Annotated in this window: 16 protein-coding genes; 3 read left to right on the forward strand and 13 right to left on the reverse strand. The window is 61.5% G+C overall.

Annotated features, from left to right (window positions below; genetic code table 11):
• Nucleotides 1–150 precede the first annotated feature (150 nt).
• The gene (locus AAIL66_RS14110; protein ID WP_343496992.1) at nucleotides 151–846 is read left to right on the forward strand and encodes a response regulator transcription factor; all 696 of its coding nucleotides are present in this window, start codon (nucleotides 151–153) and stop codon (nucleotides 844–846) included.
• Here the strand turns inward: AAIL66_RS14110 and AAIL66_RS14115 are convergent.
• Complete coding sequence (locus tag AAIL66_RS14115) at nucleotides 843–2,672, reverse strand: hybrid sensor histidine kinase/response regulator (RefSeq protein ID WP_343496993.1); 1,830 nt, start codon at nucleotides 2,670–2,672, stop codon at nucleotides 843–845. The genes AAIL66_RS14110 and AAIL66_RS14115 overlap by 4 nt on opposite strands.
• Nucleotides 2,656–3,069 (reverse strand): YchJ family metal-binding protein, encoded by a 414-nt coding sequence (locus AAIL66_RS14120; RefSeq protein ID WP_343496994.1) that lies wholly within the window; start codon nucleotides 3,067–3,069, stop codon nucleotides 2,656–2,658. The genes AAIL66_RS14115 and AAIL66_RS14120 overlap by 17 nt, the downstream gene beginning before the upstream one ends.
• Nucleotides 3,070–3,199: 130 nt before the next feature.
• On the opposite strand from AAIL66_RS14120, the gene AAIL66_RS14125 reads away from it, so the two are divergent.
• Entirely contained in the window at nucleotides 3,200–3,691 is a 492-nt protein-coding gene (locus tag AAIL66_RS14125; RefSeq protein ID WP_034357088.1) for a YetF domain-containing protein, read from the forward strand.
• Nucleotides 3,692–3,715: 24 nt separating this feature from the next.
• Here AAIL66_RS14125 and AAIL66_RS14130 read toward each other — a convergent pair whose 3' ends face one another.
• The 11 genes from AAIL66_RS14130 to AAIL66_RS14180 all read right to left on the reverse strand — a co-directional run bounded on the left by AAIL66_RS14130 (nucleotide 3,716) and on the right by AAIL66_RS14180 (nucleotide 14,465).
• Nucleotides 3,716–4,507: an alpha/beta hydrolase gene (locus tag AAIL66_RS14130; protein ID WP_003073149.1), complete on the reverse strand. Its 792-nt coding sequence runs from the start codon at nucleotides 4,505–4,507 to the stop codon at nucleotides 3,716–3,718.
• A gap of 161 nt (nucleotides 4,508–4,668) precedes the next feature.
• Nucleotides 4,669–5,799 (reverse strand): acyl-CoA dehydrogenase family protein, encoded by a 1,131-nt coding sequence (locus AAIL66_RS14135; protein WP_034391770.1) that lies wholly within the window; start codon nucleotides 5,797–5,799, stop codon nucleotides 4,669–4,671.
• 45 nt (nucleotides 5,800–5,844) lie between these two features.
• A complete protein-coding gene (locus AAIL66_RS14140; protein WP_343496995.1) occupies nucleotides 5,845–6,516 on the reverse strand; it encodes an SDR family oxidoreductase in 672 nt (223 codons plus the stop codon).
• A gap of 77 nt (nucleotides 6,517–6,593) precedes the next feature.
• Nucleotides 6,594–7,223, reverse strand: coding sequence for an MSMEG_1061 family FMN-dependent PPOX-type flavoprotein (locus tag AAIL66_RS14145; RefSeq protein ID WP_034357077.1), 630 nt, complete (start codon nucleotides 7,221–7,223; stop codon nucleotides 6,594–6,596).
• Complete coding sequence (locus AAIL66_RS14150; RefSeq protein WP_034405857.1) at nucleotides 7,220–8,332, reverse strand: hypothetical protein; 1,113 nt, start codon at nucleotides 8,330–8,332, stop codon at nucleotides 7,220–7,222. The genes AAIL66_RS14145 and AAIL66_RS14150 overlap by 4 nt, the downstream gene beginning before the upstream one ends.
• 107 nt (nucleotides 8,333–8,439) lie before the next feature.
• Nucleotides 8,440–9,624, reverse strand: coding sequence for an acetyl-CoA C-acyltransferase (locus AAIL66_RS14155; protein WP_034357074.1), 1,185 nt, complete (start codon nucleotides 9,622–9,624; stop codon nucleotides 8,440–8,442).
• A gap of 41 nt (nucleotides 9,625–9,665) precedes the next feature.
• The gene (gene aceK / locus AAIL66_RS14160; RefSeq protein WP_343496996.1) at nucleotides 9,666–11,513 is read right to left on the reverse strand and encodes a bifunctional isocitrate dehydrogenase kinase/phosphatase; all 1,848 of its coding nucleotides are present in this window, start codon (nucleotides 11,511–11,513) and stop codon (nucleotides 9,666–9,668) included.
• Nucleotides 11,514–11,616: 103 nt separating this feature from the next.
• Nucleotides 11,617–12,279, reverse strand: a complete 663-nt coding sequence (can, locus tag AAIL66_RS14165) for a carbonate dehydratase (protein ID WP_003061612.1) — start codon at nucleotides 12,277–12,279, stop codon at nucleotides 11,617–11,619.
• Between the two features lie 50 nt (nucleotides 12,280–12,329).
• Nucleotides 12,330–13,517, reverse strand: a complete 1,188-nt coding sequence (locus AAIL66_RS14170) for an isovaleryl-CoA dehydrogenase (protein WP_343496997.1) — start codon at nucleotides 13,515–13,517, stop codon at nucleotides 12,330–12,332.
• Nucleotides 13,518–13,556: 39 nt separating this feature from the next.
• A complete protein-coding gene (locus AAIL66_RS14175; RefSeq protein WP_343496998.1) occupies nucleotides 13,557–14,015 on the reverse strand; it encodes a PaaI family thioesterase in 459 nt (152 codons plus the stop codon).
• A 48-nt stretch (nucleotides 14,016–14,063) separates the two neighbouring features.
• Nucleotides 14,064–14,465: a MerR family DNA-binding transcriptional regulator gene (locus tag AAIL66_RS14180; RefSeq protein WP_003061601.1), complete on the reverse strand. Its 402-nt coding sequence runs from the start codon at nucleotides 14,463–14,465 to the stop codon at nucleotides 14,064–14,066.
• Between the two features lie 121 nt (nucleotides 14,466–14,586).
• Between AAIL66_RS14180 and AAIL66_RS14185 the strand changes: the two genes are divergently transcribed.
• Nucleotides 14,587–15,672 carry an MBL fold metallo-hydrolase gene (locus AAIL66_RS14185; RefSeq protein ID WP_343496999.1) on the forward strand — a complete coding sequence of 362 codons (1,086 nt, stop codon included), beginning with the start codon at nucleotides 14,587–14,589 and terminating at the stop codon, nucleotides 15,670–15,672.
• The last annotated feature ends 72 nt before the right edge of the window (nucleotides 15,673–15,744 follow it).

The following is a 15,744-nucleotide window of genomic DNA, read 5'->3' on the forward strand; positions in this document are numbered from 1 at the left end:
GCTCCTCGGTCTTGATGTTGGTTGAAAATGTCCATATCCCGACACTGAGATAACAAGCAGCGTCGTCTTACAGACATTGTCAGAAGGCTTGCGAGCAGATCACTCCCTACCGAGGAGGGGTCTTTGTTACCAAGCCCCAAAGGAACGCTCATGCCCGATCTACTGCAAATCCTGAGCACCACTCAACTGAGCGCACAGCCCTATGCGCTGGTGGTGGATGATCACCCGCTGGTCGCGGAGGGTGCAGCCCATGTGCTGATGACCAGCGCCGGCGTGCAGCGGGTGCGCTGTGCGGCACACGGCAATGAGGCTCTGGCAATGATTGCTGCGCTGGGTGAGCCCGTTATCACCGTGATGGACTTCTGGCTGGAGGACGGCGCATCACTGGAATTTGTGCACAGCATCCTGGCCTTGGCTCCTGGCACACGCATTCTGGTGACCAGCGGCGACAAGCACCCGGCCATCGCCAGCAAGGCCGCAGCCGCAGGTGTGCATGGCTTTGTGCACAAAAGCAGCCCGTCTCAGGAATTTCAGGCAGCAGTGCAAGCCCTGCTGGCCGGTCGCACCTGGTTTGAGGCCCTGCCTCCCATCCCCACCGCCCCTCCGGCGCCAACTGCGGGAAGCATCCTGCACATGAGCGCCAGAGAGCTCGGCATCACTGCGCGCCAGGCTCAGGTGCTGAGCCTGTTGCTGCAGGGCAAGCCCAATCGCGCCATTGCACAGGCGCTGAACCTGTCCGAATACACGGTCAAGGAACATGTCACCGCCCTGCTTCAGCGCCTGGGAGCCAGCAACCGCGTGGCGCTGATCACGCGCATGCGAGGCATCGAGGTCGACTTGGACTAAGGCTGACGGATCGCCATACAGCGCGCCAGCACCGCATGCAGCTGGTCGGGCTGCAAGGGCGTCGCCAGAGCCAGATAGCCCTGATCCTGGACCTGCTCCAGCATCTCCTCATCGCCGCTCATCAAAGCACCGCTGGCTTGCGGATGCTGGTCCAGCAGCTGCATCAAGCACTCAAGCCCGCTTGCACCATCCTTCAATCGCTGGTCGCACAACACAAAGTCTGGCCGCAATCCATCGGCCAGCAGTTGCTGCGCCTCAGGCAAGCTGCGCGCTCTTTGCACCTGCACACCCCAGCTCTGCAAAATCTGCACCAGCACCGGGGCCAGCTGCGCATCGTTTTCCACGACCAGGCAGTGTCCCTGCAAGGGGGCGAACCACTGCGGCCCAGTCGATATCGGCGGTGCCGGCAGCACAGACGAGGTCTGCCACTGCTCGGCATCCTGCGGCCAGCGCAGCCAGAAACATGAACCCTTGCCCGGCAGCGACTGAACCCCGCATTCCACGCCCAGCCGCTGCGCCGCCAGCGCCACCACGGACAAGCCCAGGCCACGCCCGCGCAATGGCGCCGGCACGCCATCCCTGGCATCGCGCTGCTGGCGCGCAGGGCTGCGATAGTGACGCATGAAGACCTGTGCGCATTCCTGCTCGCTCATGCCGCAGCCGCTGTCCCACACCTGCAAAAGCCAGCGCCCCTGCCTGTGCCGCAGCGCCAGCAGCACCCCGCCCTGGTCGGTGTAGCGCAGCGCGTTTTGCAGCAGATTGAAAACCATCTGCCGCAACAGCACCGCATCCGTGCACAGCGCCGGCATATGAGCCGGCTGCCTCACGCGCAGACGCAGACCGCGCTGCGCTGCCTCGCGCGAGAACAGGCGCCGAGCCTCGTCCAGCACCGCACTCATGGATACCGCCTGCCATTGCGGTGCGAAGCTGTCGCCCTCAAGTCGCGACAGATCCATCAAGTCGTTGAACATGGAGCCCAGATCGCGCGTGCAGGCCTGCATTTCCTGCAGCAGTTGTGCCAGCTCGTCATCCTGATTGCGCTGGTGGGCGGCTTGCAGCATCAGGCCCATGGCATGCAAGGGTTGCCGCAGATCATGGCTGGCGGCGGAAATGAACCAGTTTTTCTCGGCCAGCGCATTCTCGGCCTGCTCCTTGGCCTCGCGATAGCGCTCCGCCAGTGCCTGACGCTCCAGCTCGTGCGCCATCTGCTGCTGCACGAAGCGCCGCGCGCCCCAGGCGTGGCGTGCAAGTATGGCGCCGTACAGCAGCAGCAGCGGCAACAGATAAGGGCCTTTTTTCGGAAAGTAATGCAGCGTGCACAGCAACATGGGCAAATAGATACCCGCCATGAAGGCGGCAAACACCTGCAGTACGGGCGCCAGAAAAGTGGCGGCCGATGCCATCACGCCCAGCAGCACCAGATAGATCAGCAGACGCAGCTCACTATGGCTTTCGCCCCAGGTAAAGGCCAGCACGCTGACCCAAAGCAGGCCGTTGATCAGTGCGGCCAGCGCCAGCTGTCGCTGCCAGGTCGTCAATGCCGCCTGCAGTCGCGATGGCTCCCAATCGCGCGCCGACCGCCACTGACGATGCAGGCTGCGGCGAAACAGCAGAAAGCCCAGCGCCATGACGATCATCAGTCCCCACCACCAGGCCAGCCCCGCGCTGACGGCTGGGCTGTTGCGGGTACTGACCCACAGCAGCAGGGCAGGAATCAGCAATGCGGCGATTTCGGAGGAGCCACGCGAAGCCAGGGACTGCAACAGGCGCAACCAGGCCTGCAGCCGGGTCAACTGCGCCGAATCGACTTCAGAATTGGTCGCCATCGACGTAGAACCAGCGCCCACCCTCGAGCACAAAGCGGCTGCGCTCATGCAGGCGCACGGCACGACCCGCCAGACGATAGCGGGCGACGAATTCGACCTCTGCACAAGCATCGCCGGTCAACTGAAACTGCTTCACATCCAGTCCCAGCCATTTGGTGGCGGCATCGAAATCGAGCTGCGACGGGCGCTGGCTGGCATGCCAGGTGGCTTGCAAATATTCCTGATTCTCAGACACGAAGGCCGTGTAGCGCGAGCGCATCAGCGCCTCGGCATCGGGAGCGGGCCGGGCATCCCAGTGATCGATATAGCGGCCGCAGCAATCGGCATAGGCCAGCAGCCGCCCCTTGGCATTCTTGCGTCCACAGGGACAGTCCCGCTTTTTCTCGGCTTCTTTCACAACTTTGGCAGTCTTGATTGGCAATGCTGCATTGTCGGCCAAGTCGAACAACGAGCAAGCCGGCTTGCGCAGTCGGTTGCCTCAGAGCACAGTAGCGGCAGTCCAAAGCTCGCTGTTCAAAGGTTTGCCTATGTTCTCCATGGCTGCTCCCTGGTGGGAGTTCGTGATTCGCGGTGTCAGCGTCTACCTGTTTCTGCTGGTGTTTCTGCGTCTGACCGGCCGGCGCCAGACCGGCCAGTACGCACCTTTCGACCTGGTGCTGCTGCTGATTCTTTCCAACGCAGTACAGAACTCCATGAATGCGGGCGACAACTCGCTGATCGGCGGCCTGATCAGTGCCGGCACGCTGCTGGCCTGCCATGCGCTGCTCTCCCGCCTGAGTTACCGCTTTGCGAGGCTTCGCAGGCTGGTGAATGGCAAACCCAAGGTTCTGATCCACCAGGGCATTGTGCAACCCAGTCTGATGACGCAGGAGCAGATCACTGCCGAAGACCTGGCTGCGGCCCTGCGCTCCAATGGCTGTCTCAACGCGCATGAGGTGGAGCGCGCCACGATCGAGACCAACGGCCAGATCACCGTGGTGCTGCGCAAGCGCAGCATGGCTGAGCTGGGGGAGGCCTGAGAGCCTCAGAACGTGTTTAAGTTCTCAGTGCAGGCCGTCCAGAAACTGCCTGATGGCCGCATTCACGGGTTCCGGGTGCGTGAGATTGGCTGCATGGCCCGCACCGGCCACATCCACCCACTGGGCCTGGGGCAAGCCCTTGAACATGGCCCGCGCACGCTCCACACCGATGGCAGCATCCTTGTCGCCATGAATCACCAGCGCGGGCACCTTGATTTCTGCCAGGCGCGGGCTGATGTCGTCGCGCAGCGCCAGCGTCGCAAAGCTCTGCCCCAGGTTGATCGGAGAGGCCTGCTTCCATTTGGCGCGCCACTGCGCAGCTCCGGGCCAGCCCTGGCCCAGAATCGTGTGCTCCACGATGGTGGCCATGTCATCCGACAGCCCATGCTCCATCCAGGCCTTGAGCAAGGCCTCGTGGTGCGGCATCTGCTCGGGGTCTTCCAGCATGGCCTGGGTGTCTATCAGCACCAGCGCACCCACGACATCCGGATGAATCAGCGCGCAGCGCAGCGACAGATAGCCGCCTTGCGACATGCCCACCAGCACCGCTTTTTCCACACCCAGATATTTGAGCAAGGCCGCCAGATCGTCGGCCGAGTCATAGTAGCTGAACGCTTCGCAATGCTCGGGATCAGCGGTCTGCCCGTGGCCGCGCTCATCCCAGCTGATGCAGCGATACTGCCCCTGCAAAGCCTGAATCTGCGGCTCGAACATGGTGTGATCCATGAGCAGGCCGTGCGAGAACACAATGGCCGGGCCACGCCCTCCCGTGTCCTCGTAGTAGATATTCTGACCATTGACCTGGGCAAAAGGCATGCCGGACTCCTGCTGCAAATGGTTGAAACCCCTGGGGGAACTCCCCACACTGAGCACATCCTAAGCAGGCCTTGTGACATCGGCAACCGGCCCGTCCCCTGATGTGCCACAGCCTCGTGCACAGCAGTTGACAGCGGCGGGCTTTTGCCACCTGACTCAGATCAGGCCAGCGCCCGCTGGATCAGGATCTTCTGCACATCGCTGGTGCCTTCGTAGATCTGGCATACGCGCACATCGCGATAGATGCGCTCCACGGGAAAGTCGCTCACCACGCCATAGCCGCCCAGGGTCTGGATGGCGGCGCTGCATACGCGCTCGGCCATCTCGCTGGCAAAGAGCTTGGCCATGGCTGCTTCCTTGAGGCAGGGAAGACCCGCATCACGCAGGCTGGCAGCATGCCAGATCAGTTGCCGGGCCGCTTCGATCTGCGTCGCGCATTCGGCAAGCCTGAAGCCCACGGCCTGATGGTTGAAGATGGGCTGACCAAAGCTCTCGCGTTCCTTGCTGTATTGCAGCGCGCATTCAAAGGCTGCACGCGCCATGCCCACGCTTTGCGCGGCAATGCCGATACGCCCGCCTTCCAGTGCGGAAAGTGCAATCCTGTAGCCCTCGCCCTCGGCCCCGATCAGGTTCGCGGCGGGAATGCGGCAGTTCTCGAAATTGATCTGCGCCGTATCGCTGCTGTGCTGGCCCAGCTTGTCTTCGAGGCGTGCCACCTGGTAGCCGGGATTGCCGGTGGGCACGATGAAGGCACTCATGCCCTTCTTGCCCGCCGTCTTGTCGGTGACGGCGATGACGATGGCTACATCGCCATTCTTGCCGCTGGTGATGAACTGCTTGACGCCGTTGATGACGTAGTCGCCGCCATCGCGTACGGCCGTGGTACGCAGCGCCGAGGCATCGCTGCCCACATGGGGCTCGGTCAGGCAGAAGGCTCCCAGCATCTGGCCCTGCGCCAGCGGACGCAGCCATTGCTCCTGCTGGCCGGCATTGCCGTACTTCATGAGGATGGCATTGACCGGGCAATTGGTCACGCTGATGACGGTGCTGGTGCCACCATCGCCAGCGGCGATTTCCTCGAGCACCAGCGCCAGGCTCACATAGTCCAGGCCCGCACCGCCGAGTTCCTCGGGCACGCAGATGCCATAGGCACCGAGCGCGGCCAGCCCCTGGTGCACGTCCTTGGGGAACTCGTGCTCCTTGTCCCAGCGCGCGGCATGGGGGGTGATCTGCTCGCGCACAAAATCGCGCAAAGCGTCGCGGATCATTTCCTGGTCCTGATTCAGCAGCATGTTGTCTCCGATATTTATAGCTATATGCCCGTTGTTCAGCCTGGGCTAGGCGTCTAGAAGCTTGATGTATCTGCCGTCGTGGCGCAGCAGCTGACCACGGTCTTCGGGCTTGACCTGCGCCAGGGCCTGCATCAGCCCCTGCACGCTTTGAGCCACCGACAGCGGGGCCGCAGCGCCGCCCATCTCGGTCTGCACCCAGCCCGGGTCCAGCGCCAGCAGCGTCAGGCCCGGCCATTGGCGGCAGGCCGAGACCACGGCCATATTGAGCGCAGCCTTGCTGACGCGGTACAGCCAGGCGCTCTCGTCCGCATCAGCCAGCAGGGACATGCCGCTGGAGAAGACGCCGATCACGCCGCCAGCCTCCTGCACCATGGGAGCAATCTGCGGCAGGGCCTGCATAAAGCCCAGCACATTGCTGTGCATCACCAGATCGAACTGCTGCTGGGTAGGCGGCACGCCTGCGTCATGACCGTCCCAGACACCGGCCACGTAAAGCGCGATATCGATGCTGGCCCCGTCGAGCTGCCAGGCCAGGCCGCTGACGCTAGCGGGATCGGCCAGATCGACCTGCAGCACCCGGGCGCCGCGTGCCTGCAGGTCGACCATGTCTTCAGCCTTGCGCACGGTGGCAATCACCTGGTGGCCCTGTGCCAGATAGGCCTCGGCCAGGGCTCGGCCCAGGCCGCGTGACGCCCCAAGAATCAGTATCAAAGCCATAGCTGTTTGCGCCTATGAATGTTGGGTTTCAAAACGTTTTTCATCCAGAATCCTTTCATGGCAAGCGCTGTCAGCTATCAACTTTTCTTGGTCTGCTCGGCAGCAATCATGGCGCCATAGCGGGCCACCATGCTTTCCTGCGATTCAGGCTGGGCGGTCAGACCCATTTGGGCATGGATGATCTGATTGAGCGTAGGCATGACGTTGCGCGCCACCCTGGCCTCCTCGCTCCACAGGCGGGAGCGCATCAGCGCCTTGGCACAGTGCAGATAAGCCTCCTGCACACGGACTTCGATCACCAGCTTGGGGCGGAAATGATCGCTGGCAAACAAGGCCGTGTAATGCGCCTCATCACGCAGCTGGGCTGTGCCGTTGACGCGCAGGGTTTCATCGAAGCCCGGCACAAAGAACAGCAAACCCAGGCGCGGGTCGTCGAGCAGATTGCTCAGGCTGTCCAGCCGGTTGTTGCCGCCCGCATCGGGAATGAGCAAGGTATTGGCGTCCGGTGCCTTGACGAAGCCAGGCTTGCCACCCCGTGGCGAAGCATCGAGCAAGGTGCCGCCCGCACCGCCGGTGGCCATGACCAGAAACGGCGACAGCGCGATAAAGCGCAGGCAGTGCCGATCCAGCTCCCACTGCTGCTTGAGCAGTGCCCGCTCGGCAGGAGGCTCGTACAACTGCAGCAGTTGTTCGCGCGAAGTGATCATGAAGCCAGGACCTCCTCGGGACGGTCGTTGCGGTGGATGGCTGCGTACAGTGACAGGAACTCGTTCCAGGAAGGGTCGAAGCTCACGCTGAGCTCGCCCTCCAGTTCGGGCACATGCTGTCTGCCCAGCTGTCCGGCCAGTTGCACCGCATGGGCCGGATCTTCCACATAGTAGGTGGCCACGCGGGCACTCATGTTTTCCACGCGCGAGAAGGCAAGAATGCCGCGCTGTTCACGGCTGAGTTGTTCATCCAGCGCATCCTGGGCGTCACGCACCCCGTCCAGCTCCTGCTGGCTGGAGAAATTGAAGCGCCATTCCATGAAATGCGACAGATCGGCGCGCGTGGCCACGGCATTGGCACCGTCGTGGAAGGTCAGGATGTCGGGCGGCGCATCCTCGTCGGCATCCTGTGCACGCACTTCGAGCGAGAGCCAGCGGTCGCTGTCTTCCTGGGGGAATTCATAGCTGCGGCCCAGTTGCTGGCGAATGAAGCCATCGAACAGGGGCGGGAACTCCGACAGCAGAGCGGAGCCGTAGACATCGGCCGCTGCCTCGGAGGCAAACTCGACCGGACCCACGCGTACGGAAAAATCCCACTCGCCCAGCACATGGTCCAGCATGATGAAAGCCATGTGCTGCGCATGCTCGGCCATGTCCCTGGCAATGGGCTTCTCGAACGAGAGCTTGAGGCCTATGATGCCTCCCGCATCGTAATAGCCCACCCGGATATCGGAGCAGGCCAGCTCGAAGCCATCCATGCGCATGCCGAAATTGCTGCCCAGCGCGCGGCTGCGAAACGCCTGCACGCTGTAATGCTCGAAACGCGGCGCCTGGCGCACCAGTGCCTGGGCATTCTCGAACTGCGCCGTGTTGCCATGGGCCGAGATCACCAGCCGGGAGCCGGCCTCCCCGAGCTTGCCTTCCAGCTCCAGACTCAGGCCCGGTGCATATTGGCGCAGCAACTCATTGGAGCTTTCCACAAACTCATGGCGATCGAGCTCCTCCAGCTGGCTCAGCTGGTTGGAAAAATCGCCCCAGAAAGCATCAATCTGCTGCGGCTCCAGCGGCTTGATGGTCTCGCTCTCGTCGTGGTGAATGTCTGCGCTCATGAATGATTTCCGCAATGTGAGCTGCACACATTCAGCGCGAATGCGTGCAATCCGTTGAACATGCGTTCACTGTAGAGCAAACCGGTGACGGTTCTGAGCAAATGGCGTCAGATCAGCTCAATTGCCATGGCCGTGGCCTCGCCGCCGCCGATGCACAGCGTGGCCAGGCCCTTCTTCTTGCCGCGTGTCTTGAGCGCGTGCAGCAGGGTGACCAGAATGCGCGCACCGCTGGCGCCAATCGGGTGTCCGAGAGCACAGGCACCGCCATTCACGTTGACCTTGTCATGCGAGACCTTGAGATCGGCCATCAGCGCCATGGGCACCACGGCAAAGGCTTCGTTGATTTCCCACAGGTCCACATCCTCCACGGCCCAGCCGGCCTTCTTGAGCGCCTTTTCGGTGGCGCCAACGGGTGCGGTAGTGAACCACTCGGGGGCCTGTGCAAAGGTCGCGTGCGAGACGATGCGCGCCAGCGGCTTGCAGCCCAGCTGCTTGGCGGTGGACTCGCGCATCAGCACCATGGCGGCAGCGCCGTCGTTGATGCTGGAGCTGGAAGCGGCCGTGATGGTGCCGTCCTTCTTGAACGCAGGCTTGAGGCTGGAGATCTTGTCCAGCTTGGCCTTGGCCGGGCCTTCGTCAACGCTGACGGTCACGTCGCCCTTGCGGGTCTTGACGGTGACGGGCGTGATTTCGGCGTCAAAAGCACCGCTTTGCGCTGCTGCCTGGGCACGCTGCACGCTGGCAATGGCAAACGCGTCCTGCGCTTCACGCGTGAACTGGTATTTGGCAGCGCAGTCCTCACCGAAAGTGCCCATGGAGCGGCCGGCCTCATAGGCGTCCTCCAGACCGTCGAGCATCATGTGATCGAAGATCTTGTCGTGCCCCATGCGATAGCCGCCACGCCCCTTCTTGAGCAGATAAGGCGCATTGGTCATGCTCTCCATGCCGCCGGCAATCATCACCTCGCGGCTGCCGGCAATGAGCTGGTCGTGCGCCAGGATGGTGGCTTCCATGCCGGCACCGCACATCTTGGACAGGGTCACGGCGCCCGTGCTTTGCGGCAGTCCGCCCTTGAAGCCGGCCTGGCGAGCCGGAGCCTGGCCCTGGCCCGCCATCAGGCAGTTGCCGAACAGCACTTCCTCCACCAGCTCGGGCCGGATGCCGGCGCGCTCGACTGCCGCCTTGATGGCTGCGCCCCCCAGGTCATGGGCGGCCAGATCGGAAAAATCGCCCTGGAACGCGCCCATGGGAGTGCGGGCAGCGCTGACGATGACTACGGGATCCTGATGCATGGTTTGTCTCCTTGAAAAATGGATGGATGTGATCTGCCTCTTCAAGCGAGGCTATTGGCGGGAATCTCGAAACGCTGCGTGTCCAGTCCTGCGTCGCCGGCATGCAGAAAGCGGCTGCGCTCGTAGGGGAACACGTCCAGGAAATGACCGTCACGGATACGGCTCTGGTGACCGCGCCAGAACTCGGCCTCCAGCAGATCGGCGTGATGGCGCATGAAGATGTCGCGCACGGCCGGATGGCCCAGCAGAAAAGGCCCGAAGGTCTCGGGGAAGACATCCCTGGGGCCGACCGAGTACCAGATGTCGCCCGACATCTCCTCTTCCTCGGTTCGCGGCTGCGGCACCTCGCGGAAATTGCAATCGGTCAGGTATTCGATCTCGTCATAGTCGTAGAACACCACCTTGCCGCCGCGCGTGACGCCGAAGTTCTTCCACAGCATGTCGCCGGGAAAGATATTGGTGGCGACCAGATCCTTGATGGCATTGCCGTACTCGAGAATCGCGCGCTCCATGGCAGCGCGGCGCTCCGGCTTGGTGTCTGCCTCGGCCAGGCACTCCATCAGGAACAGATTCAGCGGCACCAGGCGACGCTCGATATAGAGATGGCTGATGATGACTTCCATCTGCCCGTCGCCGTCGCGGTCGCTGATCTCGATCTGCTCGGGAGCCTGGGCGTGCAACTCGGCCAGCAGTTCATCGCTGAAGCGCTCCTTGGGAAAAGCCACCAGGCTGTACTCCATGGTGTCGGCCATGCGGCCGCCACGATCATGCTTCTTGACCAGCTGGTACTTGGCCTTGACCTGGGGACGCGAAACATCCTTGCTGCTGGCAATACGGTCCTTGATGAGCTTGAACACATAGGGGAAGCTCGGCAGGTCGAACACCAGCATGACCAGGCCTTTGATGCCGGGCGCAATGCGCAGCTGATCGCTGGAGTGGCGCAGATGATGCAGAAAGTCGCGGTAGAACAGCGTCTTTCCCTGCTTGGCCAGACCCAGGGCGTTATAGATTTCCGCCTTGGGCTTGCGCGGCATGAGGCTGCGCAGAAAGCTCACATAGGCGCTGGGCACTTCCATGTCCACCATGAAATAGGCGCGCGCAAAGCTGAACAGCGCATGCAGGTCGTCCTCTCCGAACAGGGCCGCATGCAGTATGAGCTGCTCCTTTTCTCCATGCAGGATGGGAATCGCCAGCGGCAGCTCGGTATAGCCGGTGATGATTTTGCCGACCAGATACGCTCCCTTGTTGCGATAGAACAGGCTGGACAGCACCTGAAGCTGGAAGTTGGCCCTGAGCGTCAGGCCCGCCAGCCTCTCGCGTATGCGCTCGGCCAGCAGATGCACGTCGCGCTGCAGGTCTTCGAAGCGGCATTGCAGCTGCAGTTGCTCGAACAGGCTCTGCAGCGTGCCTTCGATCTGGACGAGGTTGCCGGGGTAGTAGGCGCGGTAGATGGGTACGGCACCCGGCGCGGTGTTTTCCAGGTATTCGGTGCTGACGGCCGCACGCACGAAGATGAAGTCGTTCTGGAAATGGGTGCGGTGCAGAATCTTGGTGGTGACCGAGTTGAAGAAGGTCTCGGCCAGCTCCGGCTGCAGATGATCGACCATCAGGCCGATGTAATGCAGCTTGACCTGCTGCCAGACAGCCATACTCTGCAGGCTGGCGGCAAACTCCTCTTCCAGCCTCTGGATGCAGGCACGCACCTGCCGGTCGTAGAACTCTATGCGCTCACGCTGAGCTTGCTGCTGGCCCGGCCAGTCCATGGTCTCGAAGCGCTGCTTGGCTCGGGCAGCTTCCGCACTGAACATGCGGTAATGCTGGTTGTAGCCATGCATCAGGGCCTGCGCAATGGCATAGGCCTCGGGGGCGTCCAGTCGTTGCGGAAACATGGCGGGCCAGTCGCTCCAGATAAGTGAGCAGCACTCTCAAACGGAACAAGCGACACAGGCCTTGAGTCCGCTTGAGGGCACTGCAACTGCGCAGCGGCAGCGATCAGTCGCGCTTGCGCGCAGCGACCTTCTCGACAGCCTTGTTATAGACATCCTCCAGGCCGCCCACGCCAGGCACGGTCATTTCGAGGTTGGTGATGTGGCCGTTGTTGAGGCTGTAGCACCAGCCGTGCAGAGTCACCTTCTGGCCACGGGCCCAGGCATCCTGCATCACGGTGGACTGGGCCACGTTGACCACCTGCTCGATGGCGTTGAGCTCGCACAGCACATCGTGGCGGAACTGGGTGGAGATGCCTTCCAGCAGCTTGATGTGCTTGTCGCGCACGTCGCGCACATGGCGGGTCCAGTTGTCCACCAGACCCAGACGCAGATTATTGAGCGCCGCATACACGCCGCCGCAGCCATAGTGGCCCACCACCATCAGGTGCTCGATCTTCAGATGATCGACCGAGTACTGGATGGTGGACAGGCAGTTCAGATCGCTGGGCACCACCACGTTGGCCACGTTGCGGTGCACGAACACCTCGCCAGGCTCCAGACCCGTGATCTGGTTGGCTGGCACGCGGCTGTCCGAGCAGCCGATCCACATGTATTTGGGCTTTTGCTGCGCCATCAGTCCGGTAAAGAAACCAGGACGATCACGCTCCATCTGGTCTGCCCATTGGCGGTTGTGGACAAACAGTTCTTCGATGGAGGTCGTTGTCATGAAGCTATCCTTCTTTTTGTGGTTGAAAGAACGGCGCAGCTCCTGCTTTTTCAGCAGGTTTCGGCAAACAGCTCGCGGCCTATGAGCATGCGGCGAATTTCGCTGGTGCCAGCGCCAATCTCGTAGAGTTTCGCATCTCGCCACAGACGACCGAGCGGATACTCGTTGATATACCCATTGCCGCCATAGATTTGCACGCCCTCGCCGGCCATCCAGGTAGCCTTCTCCGCGCACCACAAGATCACGCTGGCGCAGTCCTTGCGAACCTGGCGCACATGATCGGTTCCCAGAAGATCCAGGTTTTTAGCGACCGTATAGGCAAAAGAGCGGCCTGCTTGCAGCACGGTGTACATGTCCGCCACCTTGCCCTGGATCAGCTGGAACTCGCCGATGCTCTGGCCGAACTGCTTGCGGTCGTGGATATAGGGGACGACATTGTCCATGACGGACTGCATGATGCCCAGCGGGCCGCCGGTCAGGACGGCGCGCTCATAGTCCAGGCCGCTCATCAATACCTTGGCGCCCATGTTCAGGCCGCCAAGAATGTTTTCAGCCGGCACTTCCACATCCTGGAACACCAGCTCGCCCGTGTGGCTGCCGCGCATGCCCAGCTTGTCGAGCTTTTGCGCGATCGAGAAGCCCTTCATGCCCTTTTCGATCAGAAAGGCCGTCACGCCGCGCGCGCCCATCTCCGGCTCGGTCTTGGCATAGACCACCAGGGTGTCGGCATCGGGCCCGTTGGTGATCCACATCTTGCTGCCGTTGAGCAGGTAGTAGCCGCCCTTGTCTTCGGCCTTGAGCTTCATGCTGATCACGTCAGAGCCGGCGCCGGGCTCGCTCATGGCCAGCGCGCCCACATGCTCGCCGCTGATGAGCTTGGGTAGGTACTTGGCCTTCTGCGCCTCGCTGCCGTTGCGATTGATCTGGTTCACACACAGATTGCTGTGAGCGCCATAGGACAGGCCCACCGAGGCACTGGCGCGCGAGATTTCCTCCATCGCCACCATATGCGCCAGATAGCCCATGTCGGCACCGCCATACTGCTCGGAGACGGTGATGCCGAGCACGCCCAGTTCGCCGAACTTGCGCCACAGATCCATGGGGAACTGGTCGCTGCGATCAATCTCGGCCGCACGCGGAGCAATCTCGCTCTGTGCGAATTCACGCACCGCATCACGCAGCGCATCGATGTCTTCACCGAGCTGGAAGTTCAGTCCGGGCAGATTGGCAAGGCTCATGGTTGTCTCCTATAGATATGGGTCTGACGAATCGTCTTGTCAGTGTTGTATGCCTTCACGGTTCTGCACACACATCAGAGTGCAGCCCATTGTGGCAATCAGTTTCTCTTTTCCCTGGTCAATGGCAAATGCCTTGCCTTCGGATACGGTGATGGTGCGTCCGGGCTTGATGACCCGGCCTTCCATGCGAAAGCGCTGGCCTTTGGCAGGAGCGAGCAGGTTGATCTTGAATTCGATGGTGAGCACGGCCGCATCGGCCGGCATCAGCGTCAGGCCCGCGTAGCCGCAGGCCGAGTCCAGTGCTGTGGATACCATGCCGGCGTGCAAAAAACCATGCTGCTGCGTCAGGCCGGGAGCCCAGTCCAGGCAGATATCGACAACGCCTGACTCCACCAGGCTCAGCTCCGCGCCAATCGTGGCCATGGCGCCTTGCTTCGCAAAGCTCTGCTTCACCCGATGAACAAAATCCAGAGACTCGGTGACACCTGCAACAGACATAGCAACTCTCCAGCAAAGCTTTGCAATTGACGTTTACGTAAACGTCAATTATGCGCCATTTTTGCTCTCGCTCCTTTTCAATAGTGTGCGAGCCTCTTTTTCCTGCTCTCGCACCTCATCCAGAGTCACCTGCAGATCGGCCATCTGCGCTTCGAGCTGCTTGCGATGGATGGCCAGCACGTCAAGAAACTTGCGCAGCTGCACGCCCGTATCACGCGGGCTGTCATACATGTCGATGATTTCCTTGGCCTCGGACAGCGACAGTCCCAGGCGCTTGGCCCGCAGCGTCAGGCGCAGACGTGCGCGGTCTCTCGATGAATACACGCGATTGCGACCGCCTGCGCCGGAGCGCTCCGGCTGCAGCAAGCCCATGTCCTCATAAAAACGGATGGCCCGGGTCGTGAGATCGAACTCTTTGGCAAGGTCACTGATGGTGTAAATGGTCGACATGATTCTGTGGGGTTGTAAGTCTTGCATCGCACAGGCGACTGCCAGAGGTGGCTTGATCTCTAAAATGCTTTGACAAAACTGACGTTTACGTTAACGTCAATGCTAAACGAAATACCGCCCCATGACCTCAAGCCAAGAATCCGCTCTTCACTACCCACTCGGCGATACCTTGCCCGGTCCGGCCCAGACTCTGGAAGTGGCGCCCGGCGTCAAGTGGATCCGCATGACCTTGCCGTTTGCCCTCGATCACATCAATCTCTGGCTGCTGCGTGATCGCCAGACCGATCTGCATGGCCAGGTACGCGAGGGCTGGACGGTCATCGACTGCTGCGTCAATCGCACCGAGGCGCGCGAGCAATGGGAGCAGATCTTCGCCGCCGAACTGGAAGGCCTGCCCGTTTTGCGCGTCATCGTCACCCATATGCACCCCGACCATATCGGCCTGGCCGGCTGGCTCTGCCAGCAATGGAACACGCCCTTGTGGATCAGCGCCACCGATTACAACGTCGCCCGCGTCGCCATGAAAGACAGGGACGGCTTCGGCGGCGAATCCGGTGCGGACTTCTACAGCCTGCACGGACAAAGAGATGAGGAATTTCTGCTCCATGTCCGCGGCCGTGGCAGCTACTACTCTTCCCTGGTGGCCCCCATACCCGACATCTATCACCGCATCATGGATGGCGACGAGATCGACATCAACGGCCGCACATGGCAATGCATTGCCGGCTATGGTCACGCGCCGGAGCACATGGCGCTTTACTGCGCCGAGCTCGAGACACTGATCAGCGGCGACATGGTGCTTCCCCGTATTTCCGCCAATGTCAGCGTGCATTCTTCCGAGCCCGAAGCCAACCCGCTGCAGCTGTTTCTCACATCGCTGAAGCGCTACTTCGCTCTCCCACAGAACACCTATGTTCTGCCCTCGCATGGCAAACCCTTTACAGGCTTGCATATCCGTGTCCAGCAACTGCTGGACCATCATCAGGAACGTCTGAACGACATCATGCTGGCCTCCAGGCTACAGGGGCTGAGCGCTGCCGACATCCTTCCCATTCTCTTCAAACGCCAACTGGACACTCACCAGATGACTTTCGCCATGGGCGAGGCTCTGGCTCACCTGCACTATCTCTGGTTCAGCCGGCAACTGACGCGGCGGCTGGATGAAAACGGCATCCTGCGCTTCTACGCACCGAATATGCAGAAATAAAAAGAGAGCGCCTGGCGCTCTCTTTTTATGGGTTTCCGGTATTTTTGTAGCTGGAATGCTTTGACACCCTGC

Origin of the sequence: Comamonas sp. F1-6 (assembly GCF_039581415.1) — a bacterium.
GTDB lineage: Bacteria > Pseudomonadota > Gammaproteobacteria > Burkholderiales > Burkholderiaceae_C > Comamonas > Comamonas thiooxydans.

Bases quoted from the DNA above. Each gene is read 5' to 3' on its own strand.
- AAIL66_RS14155 (WP_034357074.1), bottom strand. From the start codon at position 9,624: ATGCATCAGGATCCCGTAGTCATCGTCAGCGCTGCCCGCACTCCCATG.
- AAIL66_RS14110 (WP_343496992.1), top strand. From the start codon at position 151: ATGCCCGATCTACTGCAAATCCTGAGCACCACTCAACTGAGCGCACAG.
- AAIL66_RS14170 (WP_343496997.1), bottom strand. From the start codon at position 13,517: ATGAGCCTTGCCAATCTGCCCGGACTGAACTTCCAGCTCGGTGAAGAC.
- AAIL66_RS14135 (WP_034391770.1), bottom strand. From the start codon at position 5,799: ATGCTGCTGAATCAGGACCAGGAAATGATCCGCGACGCTTTGCGCGAT.
- can (WP_003061612.1), bottom strand. From the start codon at position 12,279: ATGACAACGACCTCCATCGAAGAACTGTTTGTCCACAACCGCCAATGG.
- AAIL66_RS14150 (WP_034405857.1), bottom strand. From the start codon at position 8,332: ATGAGCGCAGACATTCACCACGACGAGAGCGAGACCATCAAGCCGCTG.
- AAIL66_RS14140 (WP_343496995.1), bottom strand. From the start codon at position 6,516: ATGGCTTTGATACTGATTCTTGGGGCGTCACGCGGCCTGGGCCGAGCC.
- AAIL66_RS14145 (WP_034357077.1), bottom strand. From the start codon at position 7,223: ATGATCACTTCGCGCGAACAACTGCTGCAGTTGTACGAGCCTCCTGCC.
- AAIL66_RS14130 (WP_003073149.1), bottom strand. From the start codon at position 4,507: ATGCCTTTTGCCCAGGTCAATGGTCAGAATATCTACTACGAGGACACG.
- AAIL66_RS14125 (WP_034357088.1), top strand. From the start codon at position 3,200: ATGTTCTCCATGGCTGCTCCCTGGTGGGAGTTCGTGATTCGCGGTGTC.
- AAIL66_RS14115 (WP_343496993.1), bottom strand. From the start codon at position 2,672: ATGGCGACCAATTCTGAAGTCGATTCGGCGCAGTTGACCCGGCTGCAG.
- AAIL66_RS14180 (WP_003061601.1), bottom strand. From the start codon at position 14,465: ATGTCGACCATTTACACCATCAGTGACCTTGCCAAAGAGTTCGATCTC.
- AAIL66_RS14185 (WP_343496999.1), top strand. From the start codon at position 14,587: ATGACCTCAAGCCAAGAATCCGCTCTTCACTACCCACTCGGCGATACC.
- AAIL66_RS14175 (WP_343496998.1), bottom strand. From the start codon at position 14,015: ATGTCTGTTGCAGGTGTCACCGAGTCTCTGGATTTTGTTCATCGGGTG.
- aceK (WP_343496996.1), bottom strand. From the start codon at position 11,513: ATGTTTCCGCAACGACTGGACGCCCCCGAGGCCTATGCCATTGCGCAG.